The 24,714-nt window shown below is 61.1% G+C and carries 26 protein-coding genes and 1 pseudogene; 21 read left to right on the top strand and 6 right to left on the bottom strand.

Going from position 1 to position 24,714, the window contains the following annotated elements; genetic code table 11:
* Positions 1-85 precede the first annotated feature (85 nt).
* Positions 86-868 carry a thermonuclease family protein gene (locus tag ACP7D9_RS16470; RefSeq protein WP_426158713.1) on the bottom strand — a complete coding sequence of 261 codons (783 nt, stop codon included), beginning with the start codon at positions 866-868 and terminating at the stop codon, positions 86-88.
* A gap of 41 nt (positions 869-909) precedes the next feature.
* A complete protein-coding gene (rpmE, locus tag ACP7D9_RS16465) occupies positions 910-1,131 on the bottom strand; it encodes a 50S ribosomal protein L31 (RefSeq protein ID WP_101156639.1) in 222 nt (73 codons plus the stop codon).
* Between the two features lie 226 nt (positions 1,132-1,357).
* Between rpmE and ACP7D9_RS16460 the strand changes: the two genes are divergently transcribed.
* Positions 1,358-3,577: a primosomal protein N' gene (locus ACP7D9_RS16460; protein ID WP_426158591.1), complete on the top strand. Its 2,220-nt coding sequence runs from the start codon at positions 1,358-1,360 to the stop codon at positions 3,575-3,577.
* Positions 3,578-3,693: 116 nt separating this feature from the next.
* Here the strand turns inward: ACP7D9_RS16460 and ACP7D9_RS16455 are convergent, their stop codons facing one another.
* Positions 3,694-3,816 carry a hypothetical protein gene (locus tag ACP7D9_RS16455; RefSeq protein ID WP_256589691.1) on the bottom strand — a complete coding sequence of 41 codons (123 nt, stop codon included), beginning with the start codon at positions 3,814-3,816 and terminating at the stop codon, positions 3,694-3,696.
* On the opposite strand from ACP7D9_RS16455, the gene argS reads away from it, so the two are divergent.
* The 9 genes from argS (at position 3,815) to ACP7D9_RS16410 (ending at position 14,264) form a co-directional block, all read left to right on the top strand.
* A complete protein-coding gene (gene argS / locus ACP7D9_RS16450; protein WP_101156643.1) occupies positions 3,815-5,551 on the top strand; it encodes an arginine--tRNA ligase in 1,737 nt (578 codons plus the stop codon). The two genes, ACP7D9_RS16455 and argS, sit on opposite strands and share 2 nt — an antisense overlap.
* 1 nt (position 5,552) lies before the next feature.
* On the top strand, positions 5,553-6,263 hold the full coding sequence (locus tag ACP7D9_RS16445) for an SPOR domain-containing protein (protein WP_016772059.1): 711 nt from the start codon (positions 5,553-5,555) through the stop codon (positions 6,261-6,263).
* Positions 6,264-6,495: 232 nt separating this feature from the next.
* Positions 6,496-7,026, top strand: a complete 531-nt coding sequence (gene hslV / locus ACP7D9_RS16440) for an ATP-dependent protease subunit HslV (protein WP_090280391.1) — start codon at positions 6,496-6,498, stop codon at positions 7,024-7,026.
* Positions 7,027-7,081: 55 nt separating this feature from the next.
* Positions 7,082-8,419, top strand: coding sequence for an ATP-dependent protease ATPase subunit HslU (gene hslU / locus ACP7D9_RS16435; RefSeq protein WP_090280386.1), 1,338 nt, complete (start codon positions 7,082-7,084; stop codon positions 8,417-8,419).
* 143 nt (positions 8,420-8,562) lie between these two features.
* A complete protein-coding gene (locus ACP7D9_RS16430; protein WP_041477560.1) occupies positions 8,563-8,934 on the top strand; it encodes a gamma-butyrobetaine hydroxylase-like domain-containing protein in 372 nt (123 codons plus the stop codon).
* Between the two features lie 257 nt (positions 8,935-9,191).
* A complete protein-coding gene (gene phaC, locus ACP7D9_RS16425) occupies positions 9,192-10,871 on the top strand; it encodes a class II poly(R)-hydroxyalkanoic acid synthase (RefSeq protein WP_426158587.1) in 1,680 nt (559 codons plus the stop codon).
* A 65-nt stretch (positions 10,872-10,936) separates the two neighbouring features.
* A complete protein-coding gene (gene phaZ, locus ACP7D9_RS16420; RefSeq protein WP_312997863.1) occupies positions 10,937-11,791 on the top strand; it encodes a poly(3-hydroxyalkanoate) depolymerase in 855 nt (284 codons plus the stop codon).
* A gap of 138 nt (positions 11,792-11,929) precedes the next feature.
* Positions 11,930-13,612: a class II poly(R)-hydroxyalkanoic acid synthase gene (gene phaC, locus ACP7D9_RS16415; protein WP_426158584.1), complete on the top strand. Its 1,683-nt coding sequence runs from the start codon at positions 11,930-11,932 to the stop codon at positions 13,610-13,612.
* A gap of 31 nt (positions 13,613-13,643) precedes the next feature.
* On the top strand, positions 13,644-14,264 hold the full coding sequence (locus ACP7D9_RS16410; RefSeq protein ID WP_397479474.1) for a TetR/AcrR family transcriptional regulator: 621 nt from the start codon (positions 13,644-13,646) through the stop codon (positions 14,262-14,264).
* A 195-nt stretch (positions 14,265-14,459) separates the two neighbouring features.
* On the opposite strand, the gene ACP7D9_RS16405 is transcribed toward ACP7D9_RS16410, so the two are convergent.
* From ACP7D9_RS16405 to ACP7D9_RS16395, 3 genes are all read right to left on the bottom strand, one after another.
* The gene (locus tag ACP7D9_RS16405) at positions 14,460-15,353 is read right to left on the bottom strand and encodes a phasin family protein (RefSeq protein ID WP_426158582.1); all 894 of its coding nucleotides are present in this window, start codon (positions 15,351-15,353) and stop codon (positions 14,460-14,462) included.
* Between the two features lie 10 nt (positions 15,354-15,363).
* Complete coding sequence (locus ACP7D9_RS16400; RefSeq protein ID WP_101156663.1) at positions 15,364-15,786, bottom strand: phasin family protein; 423 nt, start codon at positions 15,784-15,786, stop codon at positions 15,364-15,366.
* A gap of 230 nt (positions 15,787-16,016) precedes the next feature.
* On the bottom strand, positions 16,017-16,292 hold the full coding sequence (locus ACP7D9_RS16395; protein WP_056787308.1) for a polyhydroxyalkanoic acid system family protein: 276 nt from the start codon (positions 16,290-16,292) through the stop codon (positions 16,017-16,019).
* Between the two features lie 154 nt (positions 16,293-16,446).
* On the opposite strand from ACP7D9_RS16395, the gene ubiE reads away from it, so the two are divergent.
* The 11 genes and pseudogenes from ubiE to ACP7D9_RS16340 all read left to right on the top strand — a co-directional run bounded on the left by ubiE (position 16,447) and on the right by ACP7D9_RS16340 (position 24,684).
* On the top strand, positions 16,447-17,217 hold the full coding sequence (gene ubiE / locus ACP7D9_RS16390; protein ID WP_016772069.1) for a bifunctional demethylmenaquinone methyltransferase/2-methoxy-6-polyprenyl-1,4-benzoquinol methylase UbiE: 771 nt from the start codon (positions 16,447-16,449) through the stop codon (positions 17,215-17,217).
* Positions 17,217-17,840 carry a ubiquinone biosynthesis accessory factor UbiJ gene (locus tag ACP7D9_RS16385; protein WP_101156667.1) on the top strand — a complete coding sequence of 208 codons (624 nt, stop codon included), beginning with the start codon at positions 17,217-17,219 and terminating at the stop codon, positions 17,838-17,840. The genes ubiE and ACP7D9_RS16385 overlap by 1 nt, the downstream gene beginning before the upstream one ends.
* Entirely contained in the window at positions 17,837-19,441 is a 1,605-nt protein-coding gene (gene ubiB / locus ACP7D9_RS16380; protein ID WP_426158579.1) for a ubiquinone biosynthesis regulatory protein kinase UbiB, read from the top strand. The genes ACP7D9_RS16385 and ubiB overlap by 4 nt, the downstream gene beginning before the upstream one ends.
* A gap of 120 nt (positions 19,442-19,561) precedes the next feature.
* Positions 19,562-19,963, top strand: coding sequence for a phosphoribosyl-AMP cyclohydrolase (hisI, locus tag ACP7D9_RS16375; RefSeq protein WP_397479470.1), 402 nt, complete (start codon positions 19,562-19,564; stop codon positions 19,961-19,963).
* Positions 19,956-20,288 carry a phosphoribosyl-ATP diphosphatase gene (locus ACP7D9_RS16370; RefSeq protein ID WP_003220849.1) on the top strand — a complete coding sequence of 111 codons (333 nt, stop codon included), beginning with the start codon at positions 19,956-19,958 and terminating at the stop codon, positions 20,286-20,288. Before hisI ends, ACP7D9_RS16370 begins: the two co-directional genes overlap by 8 nt.
* A gap of 25 nt (positions 20,289-20,313) precedes the next feature.
* The gene (locus ACP7D9_RS16365; RefSeq protein WP_016772073.1) at positions 20,314-20,595 is read left to right on the top strand and encodes a twin-arginine translocase TatA/TatE family subunit; all 282 of its coding nucleotides are present in this window, start codon (positions 20,314-20,316) and stop codon (positions 20,593-20,595) included.
* A gap of 10 nt (positions 20,596-20,605) precedes the next feature.
* On the top strand, positions 20,606-21,052 hold the full coding sequence (tatB, locus tag ACP7D9_RS16360; protein ID WP_312997883.1) for a Sec-independent protein translocase protein TatB: 447 nt from the start codon (positions 20,606-20,608) through the stop codon (positions 21,050-21,052).
* Positions 21,049-21,840, top strand: a complete 792-nt coding sequence (tatC, locus tag ACP7D9_RS16355) for a twin-arginine translocase subunit TatC (protein ID WP_426158575.1) — start codon at positions 21,049-21,051, stop codon at positions 21,838-21,840. Before tatB ends, tatC begins: the two co-directional genes overlap by 4 nt.
* Complete coding sequence (locus ACP7D9_RS16350) at positions 21,837-22,544, top strand: 16S rRNA (uracil(1498)-N(3))-methyltransferase (RefSeq protein WP_397479469.1); 708 nt, start codon at positions 21,837-21,839, stop codon at positions 22,542-22,544. Before tatC ends, ACP7D9_RS16350 begins: the two co-directional genes overlap by 4 nt.
* Positions 22,545-22,767: 223 nt before the next feature.
* Positions 22,768-23,829 (top strand): annotated as a pseudogene (locus ACP7D9_RS16345) (methyl-accepting chemotaxis protein); the annotation flags it as partial.
* Positions 23,812-24,684, top strand: a complete 873-nt coding sequence (locus tag ACP7D9_RS16340; protein WP_397479480.1) for a methyl-accepting chemotaxis protein — start codon at positions 23,812-23,814, stop codon at positions 24,682-24,684. The pseudogene ACP7D9_RS16345 and the gene ACP7D9_RS16340, both read left to right, overlap by 18 nt.
* The last annotated feature ends 30 nt before the right edge of the window (positions 24,685-24,714 follow it).

The raw sequence follows: 24,714 nt of genomic DNA, 5'->3' as shown, positions 1-24,714 counted from the left end.
TGCCCTACGACTTTGGGCCAAGAGCCACGGCGCATAAGGGCTGGACTGTTCACAATCAATCGCAAAAATGTCTACAATTTTTTCTTCAGCGCGGCACGTGCAGCATCGAAGGATGGGTCAATGGCAGCAACCAGCGCCGCTGACCCTTTGGCAAGCCACCACGCTGGGATCGATCTATTACCCAGCCGCGCGCCTCGATCTGCTTGCCGTTCAGCGCCTGCAAGCGGGCGCTGTCGAATTGTCCGAGCAGATTGGGTGCAACCCGCAATACAAGGCTGCCTTGCAACTCGATCCAGATTCCCCCGCGATTGCGCTGCACCTTGCTCACCCGACCACTGACTATGGCGAAACCCGAGCGCTGGATGTGCTGTGCTTTGACTGCCGGCGATTGCCGCCAGAGGCCAAGCCCGGCCTGGCGTGCACTGCGTTCGGCGGCCTGCTGGCAGGCGACCAGATCGATGTTCGGCGCCACGGCGACCTGAAAACCCAGGCCAGCGGCAAGCATCTGCGCTTGGAGATTGACGCCACTGACGCTGTAAATCTGCGCCAGCGTACGGCCGTAATGGTCTTTCGCCTGCTTGCCCAGTCGCAGACCGACGCGGCCGCCACTGTCATCGACCAGCGCCTGCAGGTGTTTGCGCGCCGCGACGGCGAACGGCTCGTCGCCGCGACCCTGCTTGCCAAGTTCCGGCGTATTGAGGCCGATCATGCGTACATTGCGGCCATCGGTCAGGCGCAGGGTGTCGCCATCCACCACCCGCTGCACGCTGACGCTAGTCAGCCCTGCGGCTGTCGGGCAGAACGCCTGGGCGGCGGACAGCCAAATCGCAGACACAAAAAAGGCGCCCGCAAGGGACGCCTTTTTCATCAGTCTGGAGAAGTCGAGACGACCTTCCAAAATGATCAGCCTCAGGCTTTTTTGCCGACGCCGAAAGTAGCGAAACGGTCTGCGAACTTCTGCACACGGCCGCCGGTGTCCAGAGTCTTCTGCTTACCGGTGTAGAACGGGTGGCATTCGTTGCAAACGTCGATCGCCATGGCTTTGCCGTAGGTCGAACGAGTTTCGAACTTGTTACCGCAGCTGCAGGTAACAGCAATTTCCGGGTAGTTCGGATGGATATCGGCTTTCATGGTGTCTTCCTCAGGCTAGCGTGCCGCCACCCAACACTATTGTTGAATACCGCACGTAATTAGGCCGCGGATTCTACCAGACCTTTTCAATCGCGCAAGCTGTCACCGAGACCGACCGTCTGCTAGGCTCCCGGCCTTGCATGCATGTCCCTGCGGTAGCGAGCAAGCTCTCTACCGCATTCGATCTGCGCTCGGCCTTATTCCCTGTTTTATAGAGATCCCCCGCGTGCCCGACGCCATTCTGCGCCTCGCCCTGCCTTCGCCTCTGCGCCGCCTGTTCGATTATCGGGCGCCAGCCGGGGTGCGGCGTGAGCAATTGCAGCCGGGCATGCGCTTGCGGGTGCCGTTCGGCCGGCGCGAGATGATCGGCATTCTCGTCGAGGTCACCGACACCAGTGAAGTGCCGGCGGAAAAACTCAAACCGGCGCTGGCCCTGCTCGACGCGACTTCACCGCTGCCGCCGGCGCTGCTCAAGCTGTGCCTGTGGACCGCGCAGTATTACCAGCACAGCCTCGGCGACACCTTGAACTGGGCCTTGCCGGTGCTACTGCGTCAGGGCGAGCTGGCCGAGGCCCGCCAGGAGCGGTTCTGGTCGATTGCCCCCGGCGCCAGCGTCGACGACCCGCGGGTCGCCCGTGCGCCACGCCAGCGCGAGGCGCTGACCACGCTGGCTCAACATCCGCACGGTGTGGCGCACCAGTTGCTGAGCAAACTGATGCTGAGCAAGGACAGCCTCGATCTGCTGCTGGCCAAAGGGCTGGTGCAAGTCGAAATCCGCCGCCACGCCCCCGGCGCCCGCCATGAACACTGGCTGGCGCAACCGGAGCTGCCACTCAACAGCGAACAGCGCGCGGCGTATGAGGCGATTCGCGCCGGCTTCGACAGTTACCACGCCTTTCTCCTCGCTGGCGTCACCGGCAGCGGCAAGACCGAAGTCTATCTGCAGCTGATCCGCGAGACCCTCGAAGCCGGCAAACAGGCCTTGGTGCTGATCCCGGAGATCAACCTCGGCCCGCAAACCCTGGCGCGCTTCGAACAACGTTTCAACGCGCGCATCGCCCTGCTGCATTCGGCCGTCAATGATCGCGAACGCCTGGAAGCGTGGCTCGCCGCCCGTGACGGCGAGGCCGACATTATTATCGGCACCCGCTCGGCGCTGTTCACGCCGATGAAAAATCCCGGGCTGATCATCATCGATGAAGAGCACGACGGCTCCTATAAACAGCAGGAAGGCTTGCGCTACCACGCACGCGATCTGGCGCTGGTGCGCGCGCGCCAGGAAAACATCCCGATCGTGCTCGGTTCCGCCACACCGTCGCTGGAGAGCCTGCACAACGCCTACACCGGACGCTACGGCCTGTTGCGCCTGAACGAGCGTGCCGGCGGCGCCAAACAACCGCGCTTTCTGCGCCTGGACGTGAAAAGCCGGCCGCTCGACAGCGGCATTTCCGGGCCGATGCAGCAGGCGATCGGCCAGACCCTCGCCAGCGGCCAGCAGGTGCTGGTGTTCCTCAACCGGCGCGGCTTTGCCCCGACCCTGCTCTGCCATGATTGCGGCTGGATGTCGGAGTGCTCGCGTTGCGATGCGCGCATGACCGTGCACCAGCGTTACGGTGAATTGCGCTGCCACCATTGCGGCAACGTCGAGCGTACGCCGCGCCAGTGTCCGAAGTGCAGCAAGGTCGATCTGCGCCCGGTGGGCGCTGGTACCGAACGCGCTGAGGAGCGTCTGGCGATTCTGTTCCCGGATTACCCGGTACTGCGCGTCGATCGCGACAGCACCTCGCGCAAGGACGCGATGAACCAGCTGTTCGCGACGATCCAGAAAGGCCAACCGTGCATCCTGGTCGGGACGCAGATGTTGGCCAAAGGGCACCATTTCCCACGGGTGACACTGGTGTCGATTCTGGATGCCGATGGCGGCCTGTTCTCCGGCGACTTCCGCGCCAGCGAGCGCATGGCGCAGTTGATCGTGCAGGTCGCCGGGCGTGCCGGGCGGGCTGAGGAACCGGGCAAGGTGATCATCCAGACACACCTCGCCGACCATCCTTTATTGGTGCAACTGACCGAGCAAGGTTATTTCGCCTTCGCCGAGCAGGCGTTGAGCGAACGCCGCGCGGCCGGTTTGCCGCCGTTCGCGCATCTGGCGCTGTTGCGCGCCGAAGCGCACAAGCCGGGGCAGGCGGAAGGTTTTCTCGATGAAGCCTGCAGCGAGGCCGAGCGCTTGCTCAGCGAACTGAATCTGAGCGGCATCGAACTGCTCGGGCCGGTGCCGGCGCCGATGGAGCGCCGTGCCGGGCGTTATCGCGCACAGCTGTTGTTGCAGGCGACCGCGCGGGCGCCGTTGCACCGCTTGCTGGCCAGCTGGATGCTGGTGCTGGAGCAGATGCCGAGCGGGCGGGCGGTGCGCTGGTCGCTGGATGTTGATCCCGTCGATTTGTATTGAAGCGCTGAAAGATCCAAAGATCGGCCGAACGCGGCCCGAGCCTTCGGCAGCTCCTACAGGAAAATGCCGATTCATGTGTAGGAGCCGCCGAAGGCGGCGATCTTTTGACTCTGATGTCACCACATATCCACATCGTGCCTGCTAAGGTTGGCAAGCCCGTCTTCGCAACGGATAATGCCCAGTTTTTCCACCCGCGCATCGATGCGCCCGCCGCGCTTGCGGTCGAAAGAGAAGACCATGAAAGACACCATTCGCCAGCTGATCCAGCAAGCCCTCACCCAACTCGTCAACGAAGGTGTGTTGCCTGAAGGCCTGACGCCGGCGATCCAGGTGGAGAACGCCCGCGACAAGACCCACGGCGACTTCGCCAGTAACATCGCCATGATGCTGGCCAAGCCTGCCGGCATGAAACCACGCGATCTGGCAGAAAAAATCATCGCCGCACTGCCCGCTGACGAAAACGTCACCAAGGCCGAAATCGCCGGCCCGGGCTTCATCAATTTCTTCCAGAACACCCAGGCCCTGGCCTCGCGCCTCGACGCCGCGCTGGCCGACGCCCATGTCGGCGTGCGCAAGGCCGGCCCGGCGCAGCGCACCGTGGTCGATCTGTCGGCGCCGAACCTGGCCAAAGAGATGCACGTCGGCCACTTGCGCTCGACCATCATCGGCGACGGCGTGGCCCGCGTGCTTGAGTTCCTCGGCGACGACGTGATCCGCCAGAACCACGTCGGCGACTGGGGCACCCAGTTCGGCATGCTGATGGCGTACCTGCAGGAAAACCCCATCACCAGCGACGAGCTGTCCGATCTGGAAAACTTCTACCGCGCGGCCAAGCAGCGTTTCGACGAGTCCGAAGAATTCGCCGACCGCGCCCGTGGCCTGGTGGTCAAGTTGCAGGCCGGCGACGCTGAATGCCTGGCGCTGTGGACCAAATTCAAAGACATCTCGCTGTCGCACTGCCAGAAGATCTACGAACTGCTCAACGTCAAACTGACCATGGCCGACGTGATGGGCGAAAGCGCCTACAACGATGACTTGATCAATGTGGTCAACGACCTGAAAGCGGCGGGCATGCTGGTCGAGAGCAACGGCGCCCAGTGCGTGTTCCTCGACGAGTTCAAGAACGCCGATGGCGACCCGCTGCCGGTGATCATCGTCAAGGCTGACGGCGGTTACCTGTACGCCACCACCGACCTCGCTGCCGTGCGCTACCGCAGTGGCAAGCTGAAAGCTGATCGTGCGCTGTACTTTGTCGACCAGCGTCAGGCCCTGCACTTCCAGCAAGTCTTCGCCGTGGCGCGCAAAGCCGGTTTCGTCACCCATCCGATGGAAATGGAACACATGGGTTTCGGCACCATGAACGGCGCCGATGGCCGTCCATTCAAGACCCGTGACGGCGGCACCGTGAAGCTGATCGATCTGCTCACCGAAGCGCAGGAACGTGCCTACAACCTGGTCAAAGAGAAGAACCCGACGCTTGCCGAAGACGAGTTGCGCAACATCGCCAAGGTCGTCGGTATCGGCGCGGTGAAATACGCCGACCTGTCCAAGCATCGCACCAGCGACTACAGCTTCAACTTCGACCTGATGCTCAATTTCGAAGGCAACACCGCGCCATACCTGCTGTACGCCTACACTCGCGTGGCCGGGGTATTCCGCAAACTGGGCAAGGACTTCAGCGAAGTCGACGGCCAGATCGTCCTCGAAGCGGCGCACGAGCAAGAGCTGGCGGCGAAGCTGGCGCAGTTCGGTGAAGTGCTGAACAACGTGGCTGAAAAAGGCACGCCGCACATTCTTTGCACCTACCTGTACGACGTCGCAGGCCTGTTCTCCAGCTTCTACGAGAACTGTCCGATCCTCGCTGCCGACACCCCGGCGCAGATGCAGAGCCGTCTGCGTCTGGCCGCACTGACCGGTCGCACCCTCAAGCAAGGCCTGGAGCTGTTGGGTCTGGAAACTCTGGAGCGTATGTAAGTTGGCCGCCAAGAAGAAACCTGCACCCAAGCGCGGCGCCAGCCGCTATCAGGCCCCTGCGAAACAACCGATTCCGGGCTGGCTGTGGATGGCCATCGGCCTGACCGTCGGCGCGTTCATCGTGTTTCTGATGAAACTGGAACCGGGCAAGGGCAGCGACACGGTCAAGCGCGAGAAGGTCGAGCAGCAGCAGAAAGCGTCGAAGATCGCCGAGGCCAACAAGACCCCGCCGAGCCCGACGCAGCCGGTGAAGCCGAAGTACGATTTCTACACGTTGCTGCCGGAATCGGAAGTGATCGTGCCGCCGGACGCGGTACCGGAGAAGACCCTGCCGACGCCGCAAGTGCCGGCCATCCCGACCACGCCGGTGACCCCGGCGGAAGCGGCGAAGATCGACACCGCACGGGCGCAGGCGGCCCTGGCCGGGATTACCCCGCCGCCAGCACCGCCGGTGAGCAAAGCGGCGCCGGTGACCAAGTTCTTCTTGCAGGCCGGTTCGTTCCGCAAAGAGACAGATGCCGACAAGGTCCGCGCGCAGATCATTCTGCTCGGCCAAGCCGTGGCGGTGGAGTCCGGCACGGTGAAAGACGAAACCTGGTATCGCGTTTTGGTCGGCCCGTTCAGCAACCGCGAACAGCTGACCACAGCGCAGAAACAACTGGCCGGCGCCGGCTTCAGCAACCTGTTGTTACAACAACGCCAGAGCCGCTGATACCTGCTGATCGTTCCCACGCTCTGCGTGGGAATGCCTCAACGGACGCTCTGCGTCCCCGGCAGTGAAGGGACGCGGAGCGTCCCGGGCTGCATGCCCACGCAGAGCGTGGGAACGATCAGTTGACAGACACCGCTCGTCCCCTCTCCCGCACCAAGGTTGAAATCCCCTCCAGCACCCCCATATGAATGGGCATAAGGCATTTTCGCCCCGCTGCGTGGAGACTCTTCCCTTGACCACCATCGTTTCAGTCCGCCGCCACGGCAAAGTCGTCATGGGCGGCGACGGCCAGGTTTCTCTCGGCAACACCGTGATGAAAGGCAACGCCAAAAAGGTTCGTCGCCTGTACCACGGCCAGGTCATCGCCGGTTTCGCCGGTGCCACCGCCGACGCCTTCACCTTGTTCGAACGTTTCGAAGGCCAGCTCGAGAAACATCAGGGCCACCTGATCCGCGCCGCCGTCGAGCTCGCCAAAGAATGGCGCACCGACCGCTCCCTGAGCCGCCTCGAAGCGATGCTCGCGGTCGCCAACAAGGACGCCTCGCTGATCATCACCGGCAACGGTGACGTGGTCGAACCCGAAGACGGCCTGATCGCGATGGGTTCCGGCGGTGCTTTCGCCCAGGCCGCGGCCAGCGCCCTGCTGAAAAAGACTGACCTGTCAGCTCGCGAGATCGTCGAGACCGCACTCGGCATCGCCGGCGACATCTGTGTATTCACCAACCACACCCAGACCATTGAGGAGCAGGACCTCGCCGAATAAGCCTGTCGCGGCCTGTGTGCCACGGCTTGTTTGTGCTTGAGGACCGTCAAATATTATGTCCATGACTCCCCGCGAAATCGTCCACGAACTCAACCGCCATATCATCGGCCAGGACGATGCCAAGCGCGCCGTCGCGATTGCCCTGCGCAACCGCTGGCGCCGCATGCAGCTGCCTGAAGAGCTGCGCGTTGAGGTGACCCCGAAGAACATTCTGATGATCGGCCCGACCGGTGTCGGTAAAACCGAGATCGCCCGGCGTCTGGCGAAACTGGCGAATGCGCCGTTCATCAAGGTTGAAGCGACCAAATTCACCGAGGTCGGCTATGTCGGCCGCGACGTCGAGTCGATCATCCGTGATCTGGCTGACGCGGCGATCAAGATGCTCCGCGAGCAGGAAATGACCCGCGTGCGCCACCGCGCCGAAGACGCTGCCGAGGACCGCATCCTCGACGCGTTGTTGCCGCCGGCACGCATGGGTTTCAGCAACGAAGAGGCGCCGGCGAGCGATTCCAATACCCGTCAGCTGTTCCGCAAGCGTCTGCGTGAAGGTCAGCTGGATGACAAGGAAATCGAAATCGAAGTCGCCGAAGTCTCCGGCATCGAAATTGCCACGCCGCCGGGCATGGAAGAGATGACCAACCAGTTGCAGTCCTTGTTCGCCAACATGGGCAAAGGCAAGAAGAAGTCGCGCAAGCTCAAGGTCAAGGAAGCCCTGAAACTGGTGCGCGACGAAGAAGCCGGGCGTCTGGTCAACGAAGAAGAACTGAAGGCCAAGGCGCTGGAAGCGGTTGAACAGCACGGCATTGTCTTCATCGACGAAATCGACAAAGTCGCCAAACGCGGCAATGTCGGCGGCGCCGATGTCTCCCGTGAAGGTGTGCAGCGCGACCTGCTGCCGCTGATCGAAGGCTGCACCGTCAACACCAAGCTGGGCATGGTCAAGACCGACCACATCCTGTTCATCGCCTCCGGCGCGTTCCACCTGAGCAAGCCGAGCGATCTGGTGCCTGAACTGCAAGGCCGTTTGCCGATCCGCGTCGAACTCAAGGCCCTGAGCCCGGAAGACTTCGAGCGCATCCTCAGCGAACCGCACGCCTCGCTCACCGAGCAATACTGCGCGCTGCTGAAAACCGAAGGCCTGCACATCCAGTTCCAGCCGGAAGGCATCAAGCGTCTGGCGGAGATCGCCTGGCAGGTCAACGAGAAGACCGAGAACATCGGTGCCCGTCGCCTGCACACGCTGCTCGAGCGCCTGCTCGAAGAGGTATCGTTCAGTGCCGGCGATCTGGCCAGCGCCCATGACGACAAGCCGATCCTGATCGACGCCGAATACGTCAACAGCCACCTCGGCGAATTGGCGCAGAACGAAGACCTGTCCCGTTATATCCTGTAAGCCTCTCTTACAGATGTAATGGAACTGTGGGAACGGGCTTGCTCGCGAAGAAGGTGGCACATTCAACACTTGTGTTGGCTGACCCGAAGCTTTCGCGAGCAAGCCCGCTCCCACAAGGTTCCGCACAAGACGGATACCTGAGCATGATTCCCACCGACATCAAACTGCACAAAGCCTCGAAAACCCTGACGCTCACCTACGCGTCCGGCGAGGAGTTCACCCTGCCCGCCGAGTTTCTGCGCGTGCACTCCCCCTCTGCCGAGGTCCAGGGTCACGGCAAACCGATCCTGCAATTCGGCAAGCTCAACGTAGGCCTGAGCAAGCTGGAACCTGCCGGCAATTACGCACTGAAACTGACCTTCGACGACGGTCACGACAGCGGCCTGTTCACCTGGGAATACCTCTACGAACTCGGCAAACGCCAGAACGAACTCTGGGACGATTATCTTGCCGAGTTGCGCGCTGCCGGAAAATCCCGTGATCCGAACGAGTCGTTCGTCAAGCTGATGCTCTAGCCCGTGGTTCTTGCTCTTTAGAGGGCATTTTCTAACTTCATCTGTTTGAATGCTGCGCCTGAGCGGCCGAGGATCGGCTGCTTGCGAAAAAAATTAAACTCGGGTAACCAATGGAGCTGGCAAGTTCCCTGCAGTGCTCTACGACTGTAAAGCAGCTATGCAGAATCAACGGTCACCCGAGCAGTAGTACCCGGCATTGGCTGTGGAAACGACAGCGCAAGACCGGGTACTCGTCTCAGGACAATGGAGCGTCGTAGATGAGTGACAAGAACAACGATGACCTGAAGTACCAAGCCTCGGAGAACACCCTGGGGCTGAACCCCGTCGTCGGGCTGCGCGGAAAGGATCTGCTGGCCTCTGCTCGAATGGTGCTGAAACAAGCCATCAGACAACCGATTCACAGCGTCAGGCACGTGACTCATTTCGGCCTCGAACTGAAGAACGTGCTGCTGGGCAAATCCGCCCTGCAACCGGCCGGCGACGATCGTCGCTTTGCCGACCCGGCGTGGAGCCAGAACCCGCTGTACAAGCGTTATCTGCAAACCTATCTGGCCTGGCGCAAGGAACTGCATGCCTGGATCGATGACAGCAGCCTGTCACCCAAGGACATTGCCCGCGGGCACTTCGTCATCAACCTGATGACTGAAGCCATGGCGCCGACCAACAGCGCGGCCAACCCGGCGGCAGTCAAACGCTTCTTCGAAACCGGCGGCAAGAGCCTGCTCGATGGCCTGTCCCATCTGGCCAAGGACCTGGTGCATAACGGCGGCATGCCGAGCCAGGTCAACATGGGTGCCTTCGAAGTCGGCAAGAGCCTCGGCGTGACCGAAGGCGCGGTGGTGTTTCGCAACGATGTGCTGGAGCTGATCCAGTACCGGCCGATCACCGAGCAGGTCCACGAACGGCCCTTGCTGGTGGTGCCGCCGCAGATCAACAAGTTCTACGTGTTCGACTTGAGCCCGGACAAGAGCCTGGCGCGCTTCTGTCTGCGCAACAACGTGCCAACCTTCATCATCAGCTGGCGCAACCCGACCAAGGCCCAGCGCGAATGGGGCCTGTCGACCTACATCGAAGCGCTGAAAGAAGCCGTTGACGTAGTCACGGCGATCACCGGCAGCAAAGATGTGAACATGCTCGGCGCCTGCTCCGGCGGCATCACCTGCACCGCCCTGCTCGGCCACTACGCCGCGCTTGGCGAGAACAAAGTCAATGCCCTCACTCTGCTGGTGAGCGTGCTCGACACCACCCTGGACAGCGACGTCGCGCTGTTCGTCGATGAGCAGACCCTGGAGACCGCCAAGCGCCACTCCTACCAGGCCGGCGTGCTCGAAGGCAAAGACATGGCCAAGGTCTTCGCCTGGATGCGCCCCAACGACCTGATCTGGAACTATTGGGTCAACAATTATCTGCTCGGCAACGAGCCGCCCGTATTCGACATCCTGTTCTGGAACAACGACACCACTCGTCTGCCCGCTGCGTTCCACGGCGACCTGATCGAGATGTTCAAAAACAATCCACTGATCCGCCCCAATGCACTGGAAGTGTGCGGCACGCCGATCGACCTCAAGCAGGTCACCGCCGATATCTTCTCCCTGGCCGGGACCAACGATCACATCACGCCGTGGAAGTCCTGCTACAAGTCGGCGCAGCTGTTTGGCGGAAAAGTTGAATTTGTGCTGTCGAGCAGCGGCCATATCCAGAGCATCCTCAACCCGCCGGGCAACCCGAAGTCACGCTACATGACCGGCGAAGAGATGGCGGCAACCGCCGATGACTGGCAGGAAAACTCGACCAAGCACACTGATTCCTGGTGGCTGTACTGGCAGGCATGGCTGGCCGAACGCTCGGGCAATCTGAAAAAAGCGCCGACGAAACTGGGCAACAAGGCGTATCCGGCGGGCGAGGCTTCGCCGGGCACTTATGTTCACGAGCGGTAACTGACACACCGCGTCCCCTTGTGGGAGCCCGCGGTGAATCGAGATTGATCTACAGGGCCTGAAGCATGCCGCAACCGTTCATATTCCGCACCGTCGATCTGGATGGCCAGACCCTTCGCACAGCGGTGCGCCCCGGCAAGCCTCATTTGACGCCCTTGCTGATTTTCAATGGCATCGGCGCCAACCTGGAGCTGGTGTTTCCGTTCGTCGCAGCGCTCGATCCGGACCTGGAAGTGATCGCCTTCGATGTTCCCGGGGTCGGCGGTTCGTCGACGCCGAACCGGCCGTATCGCTTTCCAGGGCTGGCCAAACTGACGGCGCGGATGCTCGATTATCTCGACTACGGTCAGGTCAATGTGATCGGCGTCTCATGGGGCGGCGCCCTGGCGCAGCAGTTCGCCTACGACTATCCCGAGCGCTGCAAGAAACTGGTCCTGGCCGCGACCGCTGCCGGTGCAGTGATGGTGCCGGGCAAACCGAAAGTGCTGTGGATGATGGCCAGCCCGCGCCGCTACATCCAGCCATCCCATGTGATTCGCATCGCCCCGATGATCTACGGCGGCTCGTTCCGTCGTGATCCGACGCTGGCTGCCAGCCATGCGGCGAAAGTGCGCTCGGCGGGCAAACTCGGTTACTACTGGCAACTGTTCGCCGGCCTCGGCTGGACCAGTATTCACTGGCTGCACAAGATCCATCAGCCGACGCTGGTATTGGCCGGCGACGACGATCCGCTGATCCCGCTGATCAACATGCGTGTGCTCGCCTGGCGCATTCCCAACGCGCAGTTGCACATCATCGATGACGGTCATCTGTTCCTGATTACCCGCGCCGAAGCGGTAGCGCCGATCATCATGAAGTTTCTTGAGCAGGAGCGTCAGCGCGCGGTGATGCACCCGCATCCGACGCCGCTGGGCGGCTGAGTCCGGCGGCAGACTTTATGCAGTGATTTTTCCAGCAAGTGCGCGGCAGGACGCCACGCAGGCAGCAACCGGCAACAGCGTCTATGGTGTTCTGGTTCGGTGAGTGTGTTTGCCCTGAAGACGAAGGAGTGTTGAGTCATGCGCGAAAAACCAGCGACGGGCGTGGTGCCCAGCCCCGCCGTGTTTATCAACGCCCAGAGCGCGATAGCAGGCCTGCGTGGCAGGGATCTGCTGTCGACACTGCGCAGCGTCGCCGCCCACGGCTTGCGCAACCCGTTGCACAGCGCCAAACACGCGTTGAAATTCGGCGGACAACTGGGCCGCGTACTGCTCGGCGAAACCCTGCACCCGACCAATCCGCAAGACAGCCGCTTCGCGGATCCGGCGTGGAGCCTCAATCCGTTTTACCGGCGCAGCCTGCAGGCATATCTGGCCTGGCAGAAACAGGTCAAAAGCTGGATCGATGAAGGCGACATGAGCTTTGACGATCGCGCCCGCGCGCACTTCGCTTTCAGCCTGCTCAATGACGCCGTGGCGCCGTCCAACACCCTGCTCAATCCGCTGGCGGTCAAAGAGCTGTTCAATTCCGGCGGGCAGAGTCTGGTGCGTGGTCTCAGCCATCTGTTCGATGACCTTTTGCACAACGACGGCCTGCCGCGGCAAGTGACCAAGCAGGCGTTCGAGGTCGGCAAGACCGTGGCGACCACTACCGGGGCGGTGGTGTTCCGCAACGAAATGTTCGAGTTGATCCAGTACAAATCGATGAGCGAAAAGCAGTACGCCAAGCCGTTGCTGGTGGTGCCCCCGCAAATCAACAAGTACTACATTTTCGATCTGAGCCCACAGAACAGCTTCGTCCAGTACGCCCTGAAAAACAGCCTGCAGACGTTCATGATCAGTTGGCGCAACCCCGATGTACGCCATCGCGAATGGGGCCTGTCGAGTTACGTCGAAGCGGTGGAAGAAGCGATGAATATCTGCCGGGCGATCACCGGCGCGCGGGAAGTGAATCTCATGGGAGCCTGCGCCGGCGGCCTGACCATCGCCGCCCTGCAAGGCCATCTGCAGGCCAAAAGGCAATTGCGTCGGGTCGCCAGCGCGACGTATCTGGTCAGCCTGCTCGACAGCCAGATCGAAAGCCCGGCCACGCTGTTCGCCGATGAACAGACACTCGAAGCAGCCAAGCGGCGTTCGTATCAGAAAGGCGTGCTCGACGGTCGCGACATGGCCAAGGTCTTTGCCTGGATGCGCCCCAACGATTTGATCTGGAGCTACTTCGTCAACAACTACCTGCTAGGCAAAGAGCCGCCGCCCTTCGACATTCTCTACTGGAACAACGACAACACCCGCCTGCCTGCGGCACTGCACGGCGACTTGCTGGATTTCTTCAAGCACAACCCGCTGATCCACGCTGGCGGTCTTGAAGTCTGCGGCACGCCGATCGATCTGCAGAAGGTCAACGTTGACAGCTTCAGCGTCGCCGGCATGAACGACCACATCACCCCGTGGGACGCGGTGTACCGCTCAACCCTGCTGCTGGGCGGCGAGCGGCGCTTCGTGCTGTCCAACAGCGGCCACGTGCAAAGCATCCTCAATCCGCCGAGCAACCCTAAAGCCACCTACGTCGAAAACGCCAAACTGAGCAGCGACCCGCGCGCCTGGTATTACGACGCCAAACATGTCGACGGCAGCTGGTGGCCGCAGTGGCTGGAGTGGGTAGCCCAGCGCTCCGGCGCCCTGCACGAAACCCGCACCACGCTCGGCAATCCGAATTATCCACCGATGGAAGCGGCACCCGGCACCTATGTGCATGTGCGCTGAAGCTTAACCGAATTTTTGCTAAGAAGACTGGATGAAAACCCGCGACCGGATTCTCGAATGTGCGCTGCAACTGTTCAATCAGAAGGGCGAGCCGAACGTTTCCACCATGGAGGTGGCCAACGAAATGGGGATCAGCCCCGGCAATCTCTACTACCACTTTCACGGCAAGGAACCGCTGATTCTCGGTCTGTTCGAACGCTTCCAGCATGAACTCGCACCGCTGCTCGACCCGCCGCCGGAAGTGGAGCTGGCGCCGGAGGATTACTGGCTGTTTCTGCATTTGATCGTCGAGCGACTGGCGCAATACCGGTTTCTTTTCCAGGACCTGTCGAACCTTGCCGGACGCCTGCCGAAACTGGCCAAGGGGATTCGCAATCTGCTCAACGCGTTGAAGAGAACGCTGGCGTCGCTACTGGCGCGGTTGAAGGCTGCCGGTCAACTGGTCAGCGATACGCAGGCGCTGGGGCAACTGGTGGAGCAGGTGACCATGACGTTGCTGTTCTCGCTGGATTATCAGCGGATTCTTGACCGGGAGGGCGAGGTCAGGTTGGTCGTGTACCAGATCATGATGCTGGTGGCGCCGCATCTGTTGCCGCCGGTGAAAGTGGCGACAGAGCGGATGGCGCTGCAGTACCTTGAGGATCACGACTGAACGAAATGTTCCTGTGAATGCAAATTTCATCTGTGGGAGCGGGCTTGCTCGCGAAGGCGTCTTGTCAGTCGACATTTGAGTTGACGGACACGCCCCCTTCGCGAGCAAGCCCGCTCCCACAAGGGATCGATGGCATTGTTGAGACACAAAAACGCCCGACCTTCACAGGCCGGGCGTTTTTGATTTGCCCTGGAATCAGGACTGACTGGATGGCGTCGACGGTGTCGATGCTGCAGTCGGGGTGGCGGCTGCCGTTGGCGCCGCAGCGGAGTTTGCCGCGCTGGCCGGAGCGGTTGGAGCAGTTGATGGCACGGCGGGCGGTTTTGGCGCAGCGGCTTTCGGCGCGGCCGGTTTTTTCGCTGCAGGCTTTTTCGCCGCAGCCGGTTTGGTCGCAGGCTTCGCAGCGGGTTTGGCGGCAGCGGCTTTCGCTGCTGGCCTGGCCGCTGGTTTCGCTGCCGTTTTAGCCGCAGGTTTCGCTGCGGTTTTAGCAGCAACCGGTTTGGCGGCAGCCTTGGTTGCAGGTTTGGCAGCAGCGGTTTTTGCGGCCGGTTTGGCTGCAGCTTTCGCAGCAGGTTTAGCCGCCGCTTTGGCCAGTGGCTTGGCTGCGGTTTTCGCCGCAGGTTTGGCCGCTGCAGTTTTAATGGCGGGCTTCGCCGCAGCGGTTTTCGCCGCCACAGGCTGAGCCTTCTGACCGGTGAGCTTTTCAATCTGTCTGGTCAGCGTATCGACCTTGGCATTGAGTGCCTTGACCTCATTGCGGCTCGGCACCCCCAGGCGTGAAATCGCGCTGTTCAGGCGCTTGTCGAATGCACCTTCCAGTTCGTCCCACTTGCCCATGGCGCGGTCTTTCACACCGCTGATACGCGACTTGGCCGAAGAGGTCGAGTCCTCGACTTTCTTGCCGACTGCAGTCTTGGTGAGCTTCTCGGCCTTCTCGCCATCTTTGACCAATGCATCGAAGAGTTTGCTGCCGTCAGTGTCGATCTTCGAGTACACGCCTAAACCAGCCAGCCAGATTTTGCGGGAGTAAGACTCGACCTTCCCGACCCACGAGCTGCTTTCTTTATCGGTGTTCTTTTTGCCAGCCATCCCGTTCTCCTTAAGATTTTCGCGCGACGCGTTCGAGCAATGCCGTCAGCTCATCGAGCTTAGCAGAGAGTGCCTCAACGTCATGTTTAGACGGAATGCCGATCCGATTCAAGGCGCTGGCCACACGGTTGTCGAAGGCCTTCTCGACCTTGTCCAGCTGAACTTCAACGCGGCCCTTGAACGAGCTGACTTGGGTGGCCGCGTCATCGATCTCGGCGTTGGCCGCGAGGAGTTTTTCGCTGACCACTTTTTTGCCTTTCTTTTCAACAGTTTGACCGGCGGCGACGAGCTCTTGAAAGTACTCGCTGCCCTCCTGACCGACCTTGGTGTAAGCACCCAGGCCTGCCAGCCAGATCTTGCGGGCATAGGATTTGACGTCGCTCAACGTCGAAGTCGGAGCGTCGATTTTTTTCTTCAAAATGACTTTGGCCATGGTGCACCTCACGCGCAGAAGGTTTGAGGAACTGCCGGACGAGTGTCGGGCTCAGGCACAAAGTAGGTAGAAAAATTAGAAAGGGCACCCTAACCAGCGGGAGCATCACAAAACAAATGTGGGAGCGGGCTTGCTCGCGAAGGCGTCGTGCCAGACAACTTTCAAGTCGGCTGACACACCGCTTTCGCGAGCAAGCCCGCTCCCACAGGGGATCGGATTTCAATCTGGAGTCAGGCCAAAGCTTTGTCGAGGGCTTTCTCGATCTCGGCTTTGATCATGCCGCTCATGGCCGACATCATCAGGCCAAGCTCGACGTCGACCCTGATCGAATCGTCCGCGACATGCACTTCGCCTTTTACGCCTGAGCGCTTGAGGTTCAGGGTATCGCCCGACCACTGCGGCTCCAGGCCGTATTGTTCATTGAGCTTTTTGGCCAGCTTGTCGGCCTTCTCGCGGGCGGCTTCCTTGCCCAGGGTGTGGGCACGCTCAACACTGATTTTGGCCATGGAATAACTCCTGATGATTGAATGGCTGACGGTGAATCTTGACCGCATCTGCGGCAAATCGTCCCGAAGGTTGCCCATCTTACCTTTAGCCATTCCAAGACAAAGCATGGCTTGGGGATTAGAATGTCGCGCATTCTCTTTTGGTGACAGCGATATGACTGATCAGCGCAAAGGCAGCGATGCCGAACCCACCACTCACTTCGGCTTCAAAAACGTTCCGGAAAGCCAGAAAGCGGAAAAAGTCGCTGAGGTTTTTCATTCCGTTGCCGCTAAATACGACCTGATGAACGACCTTCTGTCGGGCGGCATGCACCGTCTGTGGAAGCGTTTCGCGATCGAACTGTCCGGCGTGCGCAGCGGTAACCGCGTGCTCGACATCGCCGGTGGCACTGGTGATCTGACACGCAAGTTCTCGAACCTCGTCGGCCCGACCGGTCAGGTCGTGCTGGCCGACATCAACGAATCGATGCTCAAGGTCGGCCGTGATCGCCTGCTCGATCTGGGTGTCGCCGGCAACGTCGAATTCGTCCAGGCGGATGCGGAAAAACTGCCATTCCCGGACAACCATTTCGACTGCGTGACCATCGCCTTCGGCCTGCGCAACGTGACGCACAAAGAGGACGCGCTGCGTTCGATGCTGCGCGTGCTCAAGCCCGGCGGACGCCTGCTGGTGCTGGAATTTTCCAAGCCGACCAACGCACTGATGTCCAAAGCCTACGACGCCTACTCGTTCGCCTTCATGCCGCTGATGGGCAAGCTGATCACCAACGACTCGGAAAGCTATCGCTACCTGGCCGAATCGATCCGCATGCACCCGAATCAGGAAACCCTGAAGTCGATGATGGTCGAGGCCGGTTTCGACCGCGTGACCTATCACAACATGACTGCAGGCATCGTCGCCCTGCACCGCGGCATCAAGCCCTGATGTTGCTCACCGGGCTGCTCGCCAGCGTCGAACTCGGCCTCAACCGGGTGCTGCGTCTCGACAGCACGGCGCTGCCGCGCCTGGCGCATCTGACCGGCAAAGTGATCGCGGTCGACTGCCGCAGCCCGGCGTTGCAACTGTTCATCTTGCCCAGTGACGAAGGCCTGATGCTGGCATCGCAGTGGGCAGCGGACGTCGATTGCACGTTGCGCGCACCGGCTTCGAGCCTGGTGAAACTGGCCCTGAGCAAAAACAAGACCGCCGTGCTGCACGCACCGGAAGTCGAACTCGATGGCGACAGCGGTGTGTTGCTGGAACTGGCCGGCGTGCTGCAAGACCTCGAGCTGGACTGGGAGTACGAACTCTCGCGCTGGCTCGGCCCGGTCGCCACGCAACTGCTCGGTGGCCACCTGCGCAGCCGCGCGCGCTGGTATCAACAAGGATTTGCCAGCCTCAACCAGAATCTTGCCGAATACCTCGCCGAAGAATCGCGCACCCTCGTCGGGCAACGCGAAGCGCAAGCGCGATTCAGCGAACTGGACCGGATCAAACTTGATCTGGAACGACTCGAGGCGCGTTTCGAGCGCCTCTCCCGATCCCTCGACCCAAGCGATAACGCATGAAGCTGCTTGCCGTCCGCCGTCTGTTGCGCATCCAGCGCGTCGTGATCCGCTACCGCCTCGATGACCTGCTGTTCGATCTGCCACTGCCCTGGTTTCTTCTGGCCGTGCGCTTTTTGCTGCCGTGGCGCTGGCTGCCGCGCAAGCCGCTGGAGCTCAACCGTGGCGCGCGCTTGCGCCTGGCGTTGCAGGATCTTGGGCCGATCTTCATCAAGTTCGGGCAGATCCTTTCGACCCGTCGCGACCTGTTGCCCGAAGACATCGCCGATGAGCTGATGCTCCTGCAGGACCGCGTACCACCGTTCGATTCGCAAGTGTCGATCAAGCTGATCGAAGAACAGCTGGGCAAGACGATCAGCGAAGTCTTCAGCCGCTTCGACGTCGCACCACTGGCCTCGGCCTCGGTGGCGCAGGTGCATGCGGCGCAGCTCAAAAGCGGCGAGGAAGTCGTGGTCAAGGTTATTCGCCCGGGCCTGAAAGCGGTGATCGCGCAGGATCTGGCGTGGCTGTTCATCCTCGCCCGCGCTGCCGAGAAATTCTCCGCCGATGCGCGCCTGCTGCACCCGGTCGACGTAGTGCAGGATTACGAGAAGACCATTTACGACGAACTCGATCTGTTGCGCGAGGCGGCCAACGCCAGCCAGTTGCGCCGCAACTTCGAGGGCTCGCAGCTGCTGTACGTGCCGCAAGTCTACTGGGACTGGTGCCGGCCGAAAGTATTGGTCATGGAGCGCATCTACGGGATTCAGGTCACCGATCTGGCAACCCTCGCCGACCAGCGCACCGACATGAAAATGCTCGCCGAGCGCGGCGTCGAGATTTTCTTCACCCAGGTGTTTCGCGACAGTTTCTTCCACGCCGACATGCACCCGGGCAACATCTTCGTCAGCACCGTCAACCCGTGGAGCCCGCAGTACATCGCGATCGACTGCGGCATCGTCGGCAGCCTGACCCCGGAAGACCAGGATTATCTGGCGCGCAACCTGTTCGCCTTCTTCAAGCGTGACTACCGCCGTGTCGCGCAGTTGCACATCGATTCGGGCTGGGTGCCGGCGGAAACCAAGCTCAACGAATTCGAAGCGGCGATCCGTACGGTGTGCGAACCGATCTTCGAAAAACCATTGAAAGATATTTCATTTGGCCAGGTGCTGATGCGCCTGTTCCAGACCGCACGCCGCTTCAACATGGAAGTGCAGCCGCAACTGGTGCTGTTGCAGAAGACCCTGTTGAACATCGAAGGCCTTGGCCGTCAGCTGTATCCGGACCTGGACCTGTGGAACACCGCGCAGCCGTTTCTCGAGCGCTGGATGCGCGAACGCGTCAGCCCGAAAGCCTTGCTGGGCAATGTGCAGAGCCAGCTGGAGCAGATTCCGCACCTGTCGAACATGGCCCGCGATCTGCTCGAACGCATGTCGCAGCCTCACGCCAAAGACCCGCCGCCGCCGTGGCGCAAACGCAAGGACGATTGGTTCCTGCGCCTGCTCGGCTGCGCGCATCTAGCCGGCGGTGCGATCCTCGCCGCAGGTGGCCCGCTGACCGATTGGTCGCACTGGCCCGCCGGAATCATGATCGCGGTCGGTTTGTATCTGGTCGTTCGCCGATAGCACGAATCAGCTGCAAGTTATAAGCTGCAAGCTGCATGCAAGGCGACACAGACACACCGCAACCTGCTTTTACTTGCAGCTTGAAGCTTGAAACTCGAAGCTGCTTTTCAGGAACTGAAGATGAAAAACTGGCTGGACGAGATCAAGTGGGACGCTGACGGCCTGGTGCCGGCAATTGCCCAGGATCACAAGACCGGGCGCGTATTGATGATGGCCTGGATGAACCGCGAAGCGCTCGAACTGACCGCAGCAGAGAATCGTGCAATCTACTGGTCACGTTCCCGTGGCAAGCTGTGGCGCAAGGGCGAAGAGTCCGGCCATGTGCAAACTCTGCATGAGATGCGTCTGGACTGTGACGCCGACGTGATCATCCTGATGGTCGAACAGGTCGGCGACATCGCCTGCCACACCGGCCGTCAAAGCTGCTTTTACCGGGTCTTCGAAAACGGCGACTGGAAGACGGTCGACCCGGTACTGAAAGACCCGCACGCCATCTATTGCGCAGGACACACACATGAGTGACACCCTGACCCGCCTCGCTCAGGTACTTGAGGAGCGCAAAGGCGCAGCCGCCGACAGTTCGTATGTCGCCAGCCTGTATCACAAGGGGCTGAACAAGATTCTGGAGAAAGTCGGCGAAGAGTCGGTCGAAACCATTATTGCCGCCAAGGATGCCGCGATCAGCGGTGACTGCAGCGATGTCATCTACGAGACCGCCGACCTGTGGTTTCACAGCATGGTCATGCTTGCCCAACTGGGGCAGCATCCGCAGGCCGTGCTGGATGAACTGGACCGTCGCTTCGGCCTGTCCGGACACGTCGAGAAAGCCTCGCGTCCGTCCGCCTGAACAACTTTTAGAGAGGAACCGCCACATGGGCATTTTTGACTGGAAACACTGGGTCGTCATTCTGATTGTCGTGGTGCTGGTGTTCGGTACCAAGAAACTGAAAAACCTCGGCACTGACGTTGGCGAATCGATCAAGGGCTTTCGCAAAGCCATGAACGACGACGAAAAACCCGCCGAGCCGAGCGTGACCCCGCCAGCGCAGCCTGTGCCACCAGTGCAGCCGCAGACCACCGCGCAGGCCAACCCGCCGCACACGATCGACGTGCAGGCGCAGAAAGTCGAAGAGCCGATCCGCAAAGACGTGTGAGCACTGACTAATGTTTGGTATCAGTTTCTCTGAACTGCTGCTCGTCGGCCTCGTTGCCCTGCTGGTGCTCGGCCCCGAGCGTCTGCCGGGCGCTGCGCGCACCGCCGGTTTGTGGGTCGGCCGCCTGAAGCGCAGCTTCAACGCGATCAAACAGGAAGTTGAACGTGAAATCGGTGCCGACGAGATCCGTCGGCAACTGCATAACGAACATATTCTGTCGCTGGAGCAAGAGGCGCGGAAAATCTTCAATCCGAACCAGCAGGAGCCGACGCCGGTTGAGCCTGTCGGTGAGCAGACAATTCATGCACCTGCTGCACCTGCTCCGACGCCTGCACCCGTCGCGCCGACAGTACCGACGCCCGCCGTAGCAGACTCTCCGGTTGAACACGTAGCACCAACTGCCGCGCCTACTACACCAGCGCCTCACGATCCTACTTTGCCGCCGCGAGCCCCATGAGCGATCTTCCGGAAAACGACCAGCACATGCCGCTGGTTTCGCACCTCACCGAGCTGCGCACCCGCCTGCTGCGTTGTGTGGCGGCGATCTTCATCATCTTTGCCGGGCTGTTCGCCTTCACCCAGCAGATCTACACCTTCGTCTCGACGCCGTTGCGCCAGTACCTGCCGGTCGGCGCGACGATGATCGCCACCGATGTGTCGTCGCCGTTCCTGACGCCGCTGAAGCTGACGATGATGGTCTCGCTGTTCTTCGCGATTCCAGTGATCCTGCACCAGATCTGGGGCTTTATCGCACCGGGCCTGTACAAGCACGAAAAACGTGTCGCGGTACCGCTGCTGATCTCCAGCATCCTGCTGTTCTACGTCGGCATGGCGTTCGCCTATTACTTCGTGTTTCCGCTGATCTTCAAGTTCTTCGCTGCCGCCACCCCGGCTGGCGTGGAAATGATGACCGACATCGCCAGTTACCTCGATTTCGTCATGACACTGTTCTTCGCCTTCGGCGTGGCGTTCGAAATTCCGGTGGCCGTGGTGCTGCTGGTGTGGATCGGCGTGGTCGACGTCAAATACCTGAAGAAGATCCGCCCGTACGTGATCATCGGCTGCTTCGTGGTCGGCATGATCCTCACCCCGCCGGACATCTTCTCGCAGACTCTGCTGGCCGTGCCGATGTGGATGCTGTTCGAGATCGGCATTCTTTTCGGCGCGCTGGTCAGCAAGCGTGAACGCCCGGAAGAAACCCCGGCCGACGACCATAACGACCAGCCGCCAGCGACCCAGGCATGAATCTGCTGCTGCTCGAAGAGGCCGACTTCATTGCGGCCGACCGCGTGATCCTGCGTGATCGGCGCCTGACCCATATGCAGCAAGTGCATCGCGCGGAAGTGGGCGACAGCCTGCGTGTGGGGCGCATCAACGGCTTGATGGGTTCGGCCGAGCTGCTGCGCCTGGAAGCGGGCGAAGCGGAACTGCGTGTCAGCCTCGATCAACCACCGCCGGCCAAGTTGCCGCTGACCCTGGTGCTGGCCCTGCCCCGGCCGAAAATGCTGCGCCGCGTGTTCCAGACCGTCGCGACCATGGGCGTGGCCAAGGTGATCCTGGTCAACAGCTACCGCGTCGAGAAAAGCTTCTGGCAGACGCCCTTTCTGGAGCCGGAAGCGATTCGTGAGCAGTTGATTCTTGGTCTTGAACAAGCTCGCGATACCGTGCTGCCAGAAATCGTCATCGAAAAGCGCTTCAAGCCTTTCGTTGAAGATCGTTTGCCGGCGATCACCGAGGGCACCCTTGGCCTGGTCGGCCATCCCGGTAATTTCCCGCCCTGCCCGCGCGCGCTGAGCGAGCCAGTGACCTTGGCCATCGGCCCGGAGGGGGGCTGGATTCCTTACGAAATCGATCTGCTGACCAAGTCCGGCCTGCAACCGGTGCAATTGGGCGAGCGCATCCTGCGCGTCGAAACCGCTGTCACCGCCCTGCTTGCACGCCTGTTCTAGCGCGACACCGATCCCTGTAGGAGCTGCCGAGTGCAACGAGGCTGCGATCTTTTGATCTTGCCTCTAAAAAAACAAGATCAAGAGATCGCAGCCTCGTTGCACTCGTCAGCTCCTACAAGCTCCTACAAGTCCTACGGTCGCGGACAAGTGGCGTTACAGATTGCCATCACCCAGCCGATACAACCCCTATAAGTCCAATTAGTGGTCCGAAGGGAGTGGTCGCATGTACCGTTGGTTAGCCGAGAGTCTTGGAAACGTCAGCGTCAAACGCAAGCTGGGCATCGGTTTCGGCCTGGTGCTGTTGCTGACACTGTTGATCACTTTCACCGGCTGGACCGGCATGAGCGGCATCATCAGCCGTGGCGACAAGCTCGGCTTCATTTCCAGCCTCAACGAGTTGACCAAAGACCTGCGCCTGGCGCGCATGGACTACGACATGCGTCGTGGCGAACAGGGCCCGGGCGCGGTCAATGAATACCTCAACAAACTCGACAGCGGTCTGCAATCGGCCCGCGGCATGATCGAGCAGCCGTCCGACGTGGCGATGGTCGACCAGCAATTGGCGGCCGTTGCCGAATACAAACGTGCCTTCGGCGAAATGACCCAGGCCACCATGCAGCGTGAAGATGCGCGCAGCAAGCTTGGCGCCAATGCCGACAACGCCGTGGCCAAGGTCGGCGAAGTCGAAAGTGCGCTGCTGCAAGGCGACAGCGTCGCGCAATACAACGCAGTGATCGAACTGAGCAAATTGCTCCAGCAGGCGCGCTATCAGGTGCGCGGCTACACCTACAGCGGCAAGGCCGACGCCGAGCAACCAGCGCTGACAGCTATCGACAATGCCCTGAAAAACCTCGAGAGCCTGCCGAGCCGCGTGCCGGAGCAACACATTACCAACCTGCAGCAAGCCACCGACTCGCTCAAGGCTTACCGCGCCGCCGTCGCCCAATTCCGTGACTCCCAGGTGAAGAACGCTGCATCGCTGGCCAGCATGTCCGCTCAGGGCGACATCCTGATCTCACTCAGCAAAAAACTCACCGAATCGCAAACCGTGGTGCGCGACACCGATGCCGCCCATGCCAAGAACATGCTGCTGGTCGCCACTGCGCTGGCATTGGCCTTCGGTCTGATCGCCGCTTGGGCGATCACTCGGCAAATCATCATTCCGCTGACCCAGACCCTCAAAGTCGCCGAGCGCGTGGCCGCCGGCGACCTGACCCACAACCTGGTGTCCCTGCGCCGCGACGAACTCGGCCAGTTGCAGCGCTCGATGCAAAGCATGACCCAAGGCCTGCGCGAGTTGATCGGCGGTATCAGCGACGGCGTCACGCAGATCGCCAGTGCCGCTGAAGAACTGTCGGCCGTGACCGAGCAGACCAGCGCCGGGGTCAACAATCAAAAGGTCGAGACCGATCAGGTCGCCACCGCCATGAACGAAATGGCCGCCACCGTACAGGAAGTCGCGCGCAACGCTGAAGAAGCTTCCGAGGCCGCTGTCGCCGCTGACCAACAGGCGCGTGAAGGTGACAAGGTCGTCGGCGAAGCCATCGCGCAGATCGAGCGTCTGGCGGTCGAGGTCAGTCACTCCACCGAAGCCATGGGCGAGCTCAAGCGCGAAAGCGACAAGATCGGCAGCGTCCTCGACGTGATCAAATCGGTTGCCCAACAAACCAACCTGCTGGCGCTCAACGCTGCCATCGAAGCCGCCCGTGCCGGTGAGGCCGGACGTGGTTTCGCCGTGGTGGCCGATGAAGTGCGCAGCCTCGCCCAGCGCACGCAGAAGTCCACCGAAGAAATCGAAGAGCTGATCGTCGGCCTGCAAAACGGCACCCAGCAAGTGGCGACGATCATGGACAACAGCCGCAGCCTTACCGACAGCAGCGTCGAACTGACCCGTCGTGCCGGCGGCTCACTGGAAAGCATCACCCGCACCGTCTCGGCGATTCAGGCAATGAACCAGCAGATCGCCGCAGCCGCCGAGCAGCAGAGCGCCGTGGCCGAAGAGATCAACCGCAGCGTGCTGAACGTGCGCGATGTGTCGGATCAGACCTCGGCGGCCAGTGAGGAGACGGCGGCGTCCAGCGTTGAGCTGGCGCGGTTGGGCACGCATCTGCAGATGCTGGTGGGCCGCTTTAAAGTCTGAGTTGATGCACAACCTCGGTTCGCCTGTAAC

The organism is Pseudomonas sp. TSRC2-2, assembly GCF_049897785.1.
Classification (GTDB): Bacteria; Pseudomonadota; Gammaproteobacteria; order Pseudomonadales; family Pseudomonadaceae; genus Aquipseudomonas.
The sequence above is the reverse complement of the archived record's forward strand: the minus strand, read 5'-3'. Positions and strand labels throughout refer to the sequence as shown.

Bases quoted from the DNA above. Each gene is read 5' to 3' on its own strand.
- ACP7D9_RS16405 (WP_426158582.1), bottom strand. From the start codon at position 15,353: ATGGCTGGCAAAAAGAACACCGATAAAGAAAGCAGCTCGTGGGTCGGG.
- ACP7D9_RS16455 (WP_256589691.1), bottom strand. From the start codon at position 3,816: ATGGTCTTCTCTTTCGACCGCAAGCGCGGCGGGCGCATCGATGCGCGG.
- ACP7D9_RS16470 (WP_426158713.1), bottom strand. From the start codon at position 868: ATGAAAAAGGCGTCCCTTGCGGGCGCCTTTTTTGTGTCTGCGATTTGG.
- rpmE (WP_101156639.1), bottom strand. From the start codon at position 1,131: ATGAAAGCCGATATCCATCCGAACTACCCGGAAATTGCTGTTACCTGC.
- hslU (WP_090280386.1), top strand. From the start codon at position 7,082: ATGTCCATGACTCCCCGCGAAATCGTCCACGAACTCAACCGCCATATC.
- tatB (WP_312997883.1), top strand. From the start codon at position 20,606: ATGTTTGGTATCAGTTTCTCTGAACTGCTGCTCGTCGGCCTCGTTGCC.
- argS (WP_101156643.1), top strand. From the start codon at position 3,815: ATGAAAGACACCATTCGCCAGCTGATCCAGCAAGCCCTCACCCAACTC.
- phaZ (WP_312997863.1), top strand. From the start codon at position 10,937: ATGCCGCAACCGTTCATATTCCGCACCGTCGATCTGGATGGCCAGACC.
- phaC (WP_426158584.1), top strand. From the start codon at position 11,930: ATGCGCGAAAAACCAGCGACGGGCGTGGTGCCCAGCCCCGCCGTGTTT.
- tatC (WP_426158575.1), top strand. From the start codon at position 21,049: ATGAGCGATCTTCCGGAAAACGACCAGCACATGCCGCTGGTTTCGCAC.
- ubiB (WP_426158579.1), top strand. From the start codon at position 17,837: ATGAAGCTGCTTGCCGTCCGCCGTCTGTTGCGCATCCAGCGCGTCGTG.
- ACP7D9_RS16410 (WP_397479474.1), top strand. From the start codon at position 13,644: ATGAAAACCCGCGACCGGATTCTCGAATGTGCGCTGCAACTGTTCAAT.
- hisI (WP_397479470.1), top strand. From the start codon at position 19,562: ATGAAAAACTGGCTGGACGAGATCAAGTGGGACGCTGACGGCCTGGTG.
- ACP7D9_RS16385 (WP_101156667.1), top strand. From the start codon at position 17,217: ATGTTGCTCACCGGGCTGCTCGCCAGCGTCGAACTCGGCCTCAACCGG.
- ACP7D9_RS16370 (WP_003220849.1), top strand. From the start codon at position 19,956: ATGAGTGACACCCTGACCCGCCTCGCTCAGGTACTTGAGGAGCGCAAA.
- ubiE (WP_016772069.1), top strand. From the start codon at position 16,447: ATGACTGATCAGCGCAAAGGCAGCGATGCCGAACCCACCACTCACTTC.
- ACP7D9_RS16365 (WP_016772073.1), top strand. From the start codon at position 20,314: ATGGGCATTTTTGACTGGAAACACTGGGTCGTCATTCTGATTGTCGTG.
- ACP7D9_RS16430 (WP_041477560.1), top strand. From the start codon at position 8,563: ATGATTCCCACCGACATCAAACTGCACAAAGCCTCGAAAACCCTGACG.
- phaC (WP_426158587.1), top strand. From the start codon at position 9,192: ATGAGTGACAAGAACAACGATGACCTGAAGTACCAAGCCTCGGAGAAC.
- ACP7D9_RS16350 (WP_397479469.1), top strand. From the start codon at position 21,837: ATGAATCTGCTGCTGCTCGAAGAGGCCGACTTCATTGCGGCCGACCGC.
- ACP7D9_RS16400 (WP_101156663.1), bottom strand. From the start codon at position 15,786: ATGGCCAAAGTCATTTTGAAGAAAAAAATCGACGCTCCGACTTCGACG.
- ACP7D9_RS16340 (WP_397479480.1), top strand. From the start codon at position 23,812: ATGCAAAGCATGACCCAAGGCCTGCGCGAGTTGATCGGCGGTATCAGC.
- ACP7D9_RS16395 (WP_056787308.1), bottom strand. From the start codon at position 16,292: ATGGCCAAAATCAGTGTTGAGCGTGCCCACACCCTGGGCAAGGAAGCC.